Source organism: Tenacibaculum agarivorans, assembly GCF_001936575.1.
Classification (GTDB): domain Bacteria; phylum Bacteroidota; class Bacteroidia; order Flavobacteriales; family Flavobacteriaceae; genus Polaribacter; species Polaribacter agarivorans.
This window is the reverse complement of record NZ_MSMP01000006.1, coordinates 178,553-190,129: the sequence shown is the minus strand read 5'-3', so window position 1 is coordinate 190,129 and position 11,577 is coordinate 178,553. Positions and strand designations below refer to the sequence as shown.

The following is an 11,577-nucleotide window of genomic DNA, read 5'->3' as shown; positions in this document are numbered from 1 at the left end:
TTTTAGTGAATTAAAGTTGTTCTCCTTTTCCCACGTTAGGATTCATAAGGTTGTTGATGTCGGTATTTTGTACTTGACCATTCATATCCATATCTGCATCACTGTAACCAGATCCCCCTATTATTGTAATTACTGAGTTGATATCTGTATTTTGTATTTGACCATTGGCATCTTCATCTCCTGCGAATAGCGCATACTTGCTGTTTCCTAAATCTACTACTGCATTAGAGCCTCCTTTAATTAAAGAAGTATTATTGGTGAAATCGATACTATTATTTTCAACTGTAGAAAAAGTGATTACATTAGCAGAACGTATAGCTAGATGATTACGGTGTTTTATTGTAATATAATAAGTATCTTCTGCTACTGAGAAATTAAGTACAGATACACCATCAACATCCACCACATCTCCATCGCGTTGTAATAAAGCTGATTTCGAGTAGCTTACCACTGTGTTATCTGTAGCATCTCTCAATTCTATCCAAACCCAATCGATAATGGCATTGTCTCCAGTAACACTAAATACTGAAGCATCACAAGTTAGCCCATCTGTATATGGACTTGTGGTCGGGATTAAACCTTCTACACGAAGATCATCACGCATTAAGGTTTCTTCACCAACATTTGGGTTTAAAGATGCACCTTGTAAAAAGACTTTTAATGCTAATGAAAAATCGGTTGTACAGCTTACTTCATTAAAACTGGTTTGTGGGTCTATACTAGTCCAGCTGGCAGTACTGTAGGCTACATCATATACTAAAATACAGTTAAGCTTGGAATTGCCTCTTGCATCAAAGCTTGTGATATTGGCATTGTTTTCGTTTTTAATATTTAAATCGTTTAAGTCATTATCTCTTACATCAACAGTTTTTAGTGCTGAATTATTAGACAAGTCTAAAAAGGAAATATTATTATTTTTAATACCAAATTCTTCTAATAAAGTATTATCAGACACCTCTAAATCATCAAGAATATTATTAGCTAAACTAAGTACTCTTAACGCATCCATACCTACTAGGTTAACCTCAGTAAGTTGATTAGACCATAGTTCTAAGGTATGCACTTGGTCTAAACCATTCCCATTAAACGATTCAATGACATTCTGGCTAGCATTTATAAAACGAATTTTTGTGTTGTCTGAAAGATTCAAACTATCTAAGTCGTTTTGATTACACCATAAAAACACGAGTTCTTCTAATGCCGATACATTTAACTCAGTTAGTAAATTATTAGTACATCTTAACGACTCCAACGCTGTAAAATCTTCGATTCCTGATAAACTTGAAATGGATTGACTTTGAACATCTAAAGAGGTGATATTTTCTATTAAAGCTGTTGGTACTTGCCCATCATTAGAAATATCATCAAACCCTAAAGCCTCTAAACGGGCTTCAAAATTAGCGTCTGGTATTTCTGTATAACGGCAATAGGTATCACTAAAACTGGTTCCTGCATCAATATTAGTCCAATTGGCAGTACTGTAGGCGACATCGTCTACTACAATACAATTTAAATTGTTTGTACCAGATGTCTTGAAATTAGTAACATTTTCATTATTTCCATTTTTAACATTTAATGAGGTTAAAAATGGGTTCATGTGACAATCTAAGTCTGTCAATAAAGGAAGTTGACTTAAATCTAAGCTTGTTACTCTTGTATCACTACAATCTATTTTTTTTAGATTACCATTGGTAGTAAAGTCTAGCCCCGTTAAAGCAGAATTATTATCACAAATTAATTCTTCTAATTGCGTTAAACCTATAATATTCAATGTCTCCATACCATTTGAATTACAGTATAATGATACTAAATTGCTATTGGCTGACAGGTTTAAATTAGAGATATTATTAGCAATAACATCCAATACTTTAAGTTCTCTAAAATCTTCAATTCCTGTTAAGTATTCTATACGAGGGAATTGATCTTGGACATTTAAATTAATTATATTTTCAACGATAGCGGTTGGCACTTGCCCATCCCCAGAAATATCATCGTAGCCTAAGTTTTCTAAAGCGGTTTCAAATGCAGGGTCTGGAATTGCTGTGTAACGACAATAGTTCAATGTAAAGCTAGAAGCTGCATCTATAGCCGTCCAGCTAGTTGTGCTGTAATCGACATCGTCTACAACAATACACTGAAGGTTTGGATTACCTGTTGCATTAAAACTTGTAATGATATTATTATTGTTATTTTGTATGTTAAATGATAACATCTCATTATCTGCAATATTTACTGTCTCTAATAAGGGGTTAGCACTAGCATTTAAGGAACGAATATTAGCATTTTGCACATTTAAATCCTTTAATACTACACAATCGGATATATCTACAGTAGTGACAGCTGTATCATGTATTCTTAGCTCTATAAGTTTCGAGTTATTGGCTAGATTTAACGTTTCTAAATTATTACATTCAAATGCTTGTACATTAGTTAACTCTAATTTATTAGAGAGATCTATGGCTGGAATTGCAGTGGCGTTACATAATAAAATTTCTAAAGCAGGGTTATTTGAAAGATCTAATGCATTAAACCCAAAATTCTTTTTAACGACTAAACTTTTCAGCATTTCATTATTGCTCAAGTTAATATCTGTTAATTGGTTTAGTTCTACATCTATAACTTCTAAAGCTGGATTATTAGATACAATAAGGTGTTTTAATTTATTTCTTTCACCACTTAAAACTCTTAATGCAGCATTGTTATTAATATTAAGGCTGTCTATTACATTTCTGTTAAAATTTAAAACTTCTAATAATGGATTGCCTTGTAATTCTAGTCTTTGAATACTGTTTCTAGAGCAGTTTAAATTGGTTAATGCGGCAAAATCTTGAACACCTGTAAGGTTTGCTATCCCTGTATTTTCAATATTTAATTCTGTTATATGCTCAATCAATGCCGTAGGCACTTGACCGTCACCAGAAATATCATCATAACCCAAGTTTTCTAAAGCGGTTTCAAAAGCTTGGTCAGGAATAGAAGTATATTGGGCATGGCTAATAGCCATCCCTAAAATGCATTGTAATATTAGTATATAAAACTTTTTCATCGTGTTTTGTTTTGGGGATTAAAATTGTTCTCCTTTTCCAACATTTGGATTCATTATATTATTGATATCCGTATTTTGGATTTGGCCATTCATATCCATATCTGCATCACTGTAACCAGATGCTCCTAATACAGTAATTACTGTATTGATATCGGTATTTTGGATCTGGCTATTGGCATCTTCATCTCCCGCAAACATAGCATACCTGCTGCTTCCTAAATCTATTACTGCATTAGAGCCTCCTTCAATTAATGAGGTGTCATTGGTGAAATCGATACTATTATTTTCAACTGTAGAAAAAGTGATGGTATTTGCTGAACGTATACCTAGATGATTACGGTGTTTTACTGTAATGTAATAGGTGTTTTCTACTGTTGAAAAATTAAGTACAGACGTACCATCTACATCCACCACATCACCATCGCGTTGTATTAGTGCCGAACGTGAATAACTCACTATCGAACTATCTGTAGCATCTCTGAGTTCTACCAAAATCCAATCGACTATTGCATTACTTCCTGCAACATCAAAGACTGCAGCATCACAGGTTAATCCATCAGCATACGGACTTGTGGTTGGTAATAAACTAGCTGCACGTAAATCATCACGCATTAAACTTTCTTCTCCTGTGTTTGGGTTTATAGCTGCGCCTTGTAAAAGGACTTTTGCCGCTAATGCAATTTCTGTAGTACAGGAATTATCGGTGTCATTCACCGTAATATTTTGTGTACAAGTAGCAATATTTCCTCCCTGATCTGTCACTGTCCAGGTAACTACGGTAGTTCCTATTGGGTAAAATCCAGAGATATCTAAGCGCCCATCATAGTCATTAGTTAGTTCTAAATCTCCTGAACTCAACACTTTAATTTCATAATAGTTATTTGCAGGTAAACCGCAAGCAGTTTCTCTAATGTCTTCATCTCCTTCTAGTGTAAAGGTAAGATCAGTACCAAAGGTATTTATCCATCCGTTCCATCTTGCTTGATCGATATCTATAGTTCTTGTGGTTAACTCACAATTTCCAGTACTTCCTAACACTAATGAGCCATCGGGTCCTGATAATTTAAATCTCTGATATCCAAACCTATGATCACCTTGAAATGTGATTTCTAAAGAAATACTAGGCTCTTGTGTATTTGTTACATCTTTGATGATTGAAGGTGTGTCGATATGTCCCCCTTCTCGGAATTTATAAGGAACTATTCCGGTAGTGACAATAATATTATTTCCGCAGGTATCAGTAACTGAAGGTGGCGGGATTGTAATGTTGGCTCCACACGTTCCAGGATCATTAGCTACGATAATATCTGAACACACAATCGATGGCGCCTGTGTATCCGTAATGGTTATATCAAAAGAGCAGCTAGCTACGGTACCATAAATATCTGCAATGATAAAAGTATTTGTGGTTACACCGATTGGGAAAAATGACCCTGAAGGTAGTCCACTAACCTGAACTGGGCCATTACCGTAATCTACAAACTCAAGCAGTACATGTGAAGTGGAAGTAGCGCTTGTATCATTCCAGCGACCACCTCCTATCAGCCAGGTATAATCTTCTCCATCACCACTATCACTAGGTTCATTTGATCTCCAATTATCATAGGTAAAGGGTTCGCCGCTTTGCCATTCAAAGGTGTCTTCAATGGTTAGATCATTGTATCCAATAAGAAGATTTCCAATCCCAAGACTGTCTGCTTTGTTTCGTATATAACTATTCTCTTCTGCCGAGCTAATGGTTACAATCTTATAATTGTTGGTATTGGCAAAATCAAAGTGATTTTCTGCAGTATCGGTAGCATCTGAGATGAAGTAGGTGCTATTGCCAAAGGTTCCCAAAATAGTAAAACCATCGATAGCAGCGGGTGCGCCTTCTGCTACTTCACATTCGATAGTAAAGGTTGGAGTTGCAAACGTAACCGCTTGTGGGCATTCTGCTGTAATATCAGCTGGGCAACTAATAGTCGTTGGTATAGGATCACAACAACTGATCTCTCTAAAACTAGTATGCGCATCTACTGCAGTGAAATTGGTCGTAGCGTAGACGGCATCATCTACTAAAACACAGGTTAGGTTTGGGTTATTCTGTGTATTGTAACCACCCATATTTTGATTATTACCATTTTTAATATTTAAGTAGTTGAGGTTGTTATCGTTTACAAAAAGGTCGTCTAATGCTGTGGCTGCTGATAAGTCTAAACTTTCTAAATTATTAAAGGTCAAGCTTACTTCTGTTAGATTTGATAAGTCTGCTGGCAAGACAATAGCGTTAATACCGTTATTGGTCGCATTGATTTCTTCAATAAGCGGATTGTTACTAATATCTATGGTACCAATGGAAGAATCACTAATAAAAATACTTTTTAGCTGTGTGTTTGCAGTTAAATTTACAGTGTCAATAGTCTGTTCAGTGAGTCGTAGATTTTCCAGCGCTGCAAAGCCTTCTATTCCTGCTAAATTGCTAATAGGATATACCACAAGATTTAAGATAGTGACGTTTTCAATCAATGCCGTAGGCACCTGTCCGTCACCCGAAATGTCGTCGTAGCCCAACGTTTCTAACTCTAACTCAAAGTTACTATCTGGTATGGCAGTATAGCGGCAATAATTATCTGTAAAAGTGGTTTGTGCATCCACATTGGCCCAAGTAGCTGTACTGTACGCAGCATCATCTACGGCAATACAAGTTAGGTTTGGGTTTCCTGTAGTATCAAAAGAGGCGATATTCTCATTATTATTATTTTTTATATTTAGGCTAATGAGATTACAATCCTTGGCATTCAAAGCTATCAGGTTGGGTAACATACCAACATTTAATAACTGTATGGGGTTTTCCTGAACATACACTTCTTCGAGTAGCGTATTTGTACTAAAATCAATTGATGTGATTTGGTTTTGAGCAACCACTACCGATGTTAATTTAGTATTACCCTGTAAATCAATTCTTTCAAGAGCATTACCCCAAATACTCAAACTTTTTAATTCTGTGTTTTGTGAAAGATTGATAGCTTCAAATTGTGTACAACTTTGGATTAATAGGGTTTCTAAGAGGGTATTTTCAGATAAATTAATAGTCCTCATTGAATTATTACTTAACGCTAAGCTCTTAAGATGCATTAAGTTATCTACATTAAGTGAGTCTATATTTACTTCGAATAAATCAATATCGGTAAGGTTTTCATTGTCTGAAATATCTATATCGGTAAATGGATTAGACCTTGCTCTGAATACCTGTAGGGCTGTAAAATCATTAATTCCTGATAGATTTGAAATATTTCTATTATCTAAGTTGAGGGTAGTTACAGTTTCAATCAAAACTGTAGGTACTTGCCCATCACCCGAAATATCATCATACCCCAAGTTTTCTAAAGTGCTTTCGAAAGCAGTATCTGGAATTTGAGTATAACGACAATAATTTCCTTCTGTAAACTCCGTTTGTGCATCTATATCGTCCCAATAAACTGTACTATACGCCACATCATCCACACGTATACAAGTAAGATTGGAATTATTTGTTGCTTGAAAATCTATAATTGCTTCATTATTGTTATTCTTAATATTTAAGCTGAAAAGGTCAGTATGATTACAAATAAAAGTTTCTAATGCAGAAAACGTACTAACATCTAACTCGGTTATTGGATTTCCTCCTATATTAAAAGTTTTTAGGTTGGTAAGGTTTAGAAATTCAAATTCTTCAAGCTGATTACCATTAATTAAAATGGTTTCATAGTTGGTATTCGTTCCTAAAATCAGCGTATCGAAATTGCTTTCATCTGCAATAAGTGTTACTAAGTTCGTATTATGAGATACGTCAAGTGTTGTCAACGCAAAATCACTATTAGAAACATTCAAACTCGTTAATGCCGTAAAATCTTCAAGACCAGATAAATTACTAATGCTTGCACCTTCTAAATCCAGATTTGTTACTACTTCTATCAGAGCGGTAGGTACTTGCCCATCTCCTGCAATGTCATCGTAGTCTAAACTGTTTAATCGAGCTTCAAATGCAGCATCTGGAATTTGGGTATAACAAGGCCCCTCTCTAAAACTGGTTTGCGCGTCTATATTGGTCCAGTTAGTGGTACTGTACGCTGCATCATCTACAGTAATACAAGTTAAATTAGCATTTCCTGTAGCAAAAAAGGCTGTAATGTTCGTATTGTTTCCATTTTTGATATTGAAATTGGTTAACTGGTTATCCCTCACGCTGACAGTGCGAAGTGCCGTGTTTTGTGTAAAATCTAATTCGGTGAGTTGGTTCTCAAATGCAAGTAAGATCTCTAATGCAATGTCTCCCAATACTAAGGTTTCTAAATCATTCCTGGAAACATTAAGCGTTTTTAATGAATGATTATGGCTTACATCTAAGACCTGTAGATTATTACGCTCTGCTCTAAGCGTTTCTAATGCTGTAAAATCTTCAATCCCTGTAAGGTCATTGATATTTTTATTAATAAGAAATAAAGTTTCTCTATTAGCAATAAGCACCGTAGGCACTTGACCGTCATTTGGGATATCATCAAGACCTAAACCTCCTAATTGCGCTTCAAAATTGATATCAGGGATGGCTGTGTATTCGCAAAAATCATCAAAAGTTATCCCAGTATCAATGTTCGTCCAATTGGCAGTACTATAGGCTACATCATCCACACCAATACAACTTAAATTAGGAACATTAGTGGCATTAAAACTGGTAATGGCTTCATTGTTTCCATTACGCACATGAAGCGAGGTTAAATCGTCATTATGAGATACATTTACGGTTTCAAGTAAGCCATTAGCACCTAAATTCAAAGCTGTGATTCGTATATCCCTCGCATCAATTTCTGTAAGTGCTGCACAATCTGAGACGTTTAAACTACTAACTTGTGTGTTTCGAACTAAGAGTTGCTCCAAGTCTACAGCTCCTGTTACATCAATACTCGTTAAACTATTATTGTTATGTGCCTGAACATTGGTTAGTTTGTTGTTGTTTGAGAGGTCTAACGATGGGATACTAGTGTTGTTGCAAAGTAATATTTCCAAATCTGGATTGTTAGAAACATCTAACTGATTGAATCCAGGGATAAACTTTACAACAAGACTTCGTAGCAGAGGATTACCCGATACATCAACAGATTGTATACTGCCATTATTGCTCTCAATATCCAATACTTCCAGATTCTCGTTGTTTAGTACGTTGAGGCTGGAGAAGCTGTTGTTCTCACAAGATAAAATTCGTAGGGCTTGATTACTCTGTACATTTAAGTCTGTTATTACATTGTTATTACAATTCAACTCTTCTAACAAAAGGTTGCCTTGCATATTGAGTTCTTCAATGGTATTTCCAGAACAGTTGAGATTGACTAAGGCTGCAAAACCTTCAATACCTTTAAGGTCTGATATACCGCTACTCTCTACATCTAAAGTCGTCACACCATCAATCAACCAGGTAGGTACTTGGCCATCATTAGGCATATCATCATAGCCCAAAGTGCCTAAAGCGGCTTCAAAAGCAGTATCGGGAATTGCTGTATAACCACAAGACGTATCACTAAAAACCGTTTGTGCATCAATTTGTGTCCATATATTGGTACTGTATACCTCGTTATCTACCAAAATACAGTTGAGGTTAGGATTGTTTTGTGCACTAAAAACGGTTAAGACATTATTATTATTACCGTTCTTTACATTTAAACTACTGAGGTTATTACTATGAAGTCGTAATGTTTCGAGTGCATTTAAGTCAGAAACGTCTAAAGAAGTTAATAGATTACCGTTTAAATACAATCTTTTTAAGTTGTCATTATTACCAATAATGACGTTACTAATATTCATACGGGCTAAATCTACTTCTTCTAATAAGTTGTTATTAGATATATCTACAGTAGCTGGATTTAAGGTAGTTATATCTTCTAGAATCAACTGAACCAAGGCTGTATTAGCAGAAATATCTATGCTTTCTAAACTTGTCTCTGCTAAATCCAGAATTTTTAACGCTAAATTATTTTGAAGATTTATTGCTGTGAATGGGTTTCCAAATGCATATAACTCTTCTAAAGCCGTAAAGGCTTCAATTCCTGCCATATTACCAATGCCTGAGCTATCTACGTTAAGGCTTGTAATGGTATTGATATTATTGGTAGGTACTTTATTATCTCCTGGAATATCATCGTAACCCAAGGCTCCCAGTTGTGCTTCAAAATTATCGTCTAAGATATCTGTATATTGTATTACATTTAAGGTTACCTCTGAAGACGTAATAGGAGTATCGCATAGGTTATTTAAAACTGCACGGTACTTATTTCCATCAAAACTTGCTGGTATATTATTTATGTTAAGGGATAGTCCAGTAATACCTGAATAATTTGTATTATTAGTAAGATCTATCCAAGTACTACCATTATCGGTACTCACTTGCCATTGTATGGTTTCATAATCTTGAGCTGTAATTTCAAAAGACGTATTCCCATTCTCCGCAGCATTACCATTTCTTGGAAAAGTTTCTGTTAATATCACTATATCATCACAGCAAATATATTTTTCTGTCATAGGAGCAACACCACACCCCACAGTTTGACGGAAAAGACCCATAGTATGAGCAGCTCCATCAATATCTCCTTGACTTAAACCATATGTGTTTTGACCACGAGATATGGTGTAATGCATTACGGCACCTGGGTTGATAATGTGCCCTAATTGATGTGCATGACCTAATTCGTGTAAGGCGACACTTTTAAAATCATGTTGATTAGACCCTGGATTACCATCACCATAATACCAATTAACACTATCGTCAAAAGTAATATCTAATTCCCTTACAATTAACCTATTGGTATTAGCACATGAACCTAAAAAGCGTGTTTTAACATTACCCAGTACCCCTAGTCCTAATTCATTACCGTTATCAAAACGTATAATATTAATACCATCATCTGCTGTAACATCTACTGTAGTTGTATCTCCGAACTTAAAATTAATATCTGATTCACAATTCCAGATTTCAAAAGCTTGTTCTAAATAAGCTTTTGCAGGACTTGTGTTAAAATCGGTATGATATTGAAATGTATACCCTCCATTGCCATCATCATCTTGCAGAATTGAAGGGAGCGCAGCACTATCTGTGACTATTCCGGCATGATTAAAGGTAATTGTAAGATCGCTACTACTGTTCACTGGTTGATTACCAACAGGAGTCACTCGAACCCTACCTGTTCCTGCTAAAGTGGGTACTTCAACTTCTATTTGAGTATCCGACCAACTAATGATTTCCGAATTACTGTTGGCGGCAACATAACTAGCTCCACCTGTATTTGAATTAGGGAAACTAACCGTTCCCTTAGTAGTTCCAAAGTTACTTCCGGTAATAGTTAATTTCGTTTTTGTACCCGCACTTACGGTTTCTGGTGAAAAACTACTAATAGAAGGAGTAGTGCTGTTTACTGCAATTCTATTCATAGATATTGGACGAAGCTGTATGGTTTGAAATTTTGTTGCCGCTCCTTTTTCTATTGCAGGAAGTAATTCCTTTTGAATTGATTGGTATTTGTTGAATACATCAGCAGCTTCATCTGTATTCAACTTATCATAACAAACAGCTCCTTGTGCCGCTCCTACCAAACTATATAACGAACTAAATCCCGTGATGGTTTTGTTGAACGATTTTAAGAAGAAAACCCCTGTTGTTCCAACATCGAGCTTAGCTGCACTGGAACTAACTTCAATCTCATCATCTACCTGTCCACCTGTTGTAACAATTCGAGTAATTTTGGAAGCATCTCCTTTGATTTTTTTATAGACCTTTACCTCGTGTACGGTATAAATGTCATGGCGTTGTAAATCCCAATACGATTTGCTGGATATGATTTCTCCTTCAATAACTTTAGTAGCATTATCTACTCTTTCCTGAATAGACAAAGGTTTCATCAACACTCCACAAGATTGACCAAAAGATGTTGCTGAACATAAAATTGAAAACAGAAAAAGTTTAAGTAATTTTCTTGTCATAATTAGGGTTTATTTAGTACAGATGCTAATGTGAATTTTATGGTTTCTATATACTTGAAATGACGTTCTGAAATTCGTTCTGATTCAGAAATAAATTCGTCATTCTTTTATCCACAAAATTCGATAGTATACTGTACTGTATTTTGAAACTATTCTTATATATTTTATTATTTACACATTCCTAAACTTGTGATTGCAAATGTAATTTCATTGGGAAATGAATTTCAAAAAATGAGGCTAGACAAACGCATGGACATTTTTTAAAAAACTAAAAATCAAATACTTAAAACTTTACTTATAATCTTTATCCCCTCTTAAAATTCATATCACATTTTAATACCTCTTTTAAAGTTGTTCTCATTTTCAGCATTACGATTTAAATAGTATTCATCTTAGAATTTTACGTCTGAGCATTTATATTCAAGCCTGCTCAATTACATCTAAAGCTTTAATTAATCTATATTCAATAATGATTTATATACTTTTACATTTAGGATTAAGCATAAGGCAGCAGCGAAAAGAAGGGGATTTTTAGGATTTTATAT

2 protein-coding genes are annotated in these 11,577 nt (G+C 35.0%); both read right to left on the bottom strand.

The annotated features are described in order from the left end of the window. Positions 1–10 precede the first annotated feature (10 nt). On the bottom strand, positions 11–3,046 hold the full coding sequence (locus BVC87_RS06490; RefSeq protein WP_143569733.1) for a leucine-rich repeat domain-containing protein: 3,036 nt from the start codon (positions 3,044–3,046) through the stop codon (positions 11–13). Positions 3,047–3,064: 18 nt separating this feature from the next. After that, entirely contained in the window at positions 3,065–11,032 is a 7,968-nt protein-coding gene (locus tag BVC87_RS06485) for a matrixin family metalloprotease (RefSeq protein WP_075341543.1), read from the bottom strand. Positions 11,033–11,577: the final 545 nt, after the last annotated feature.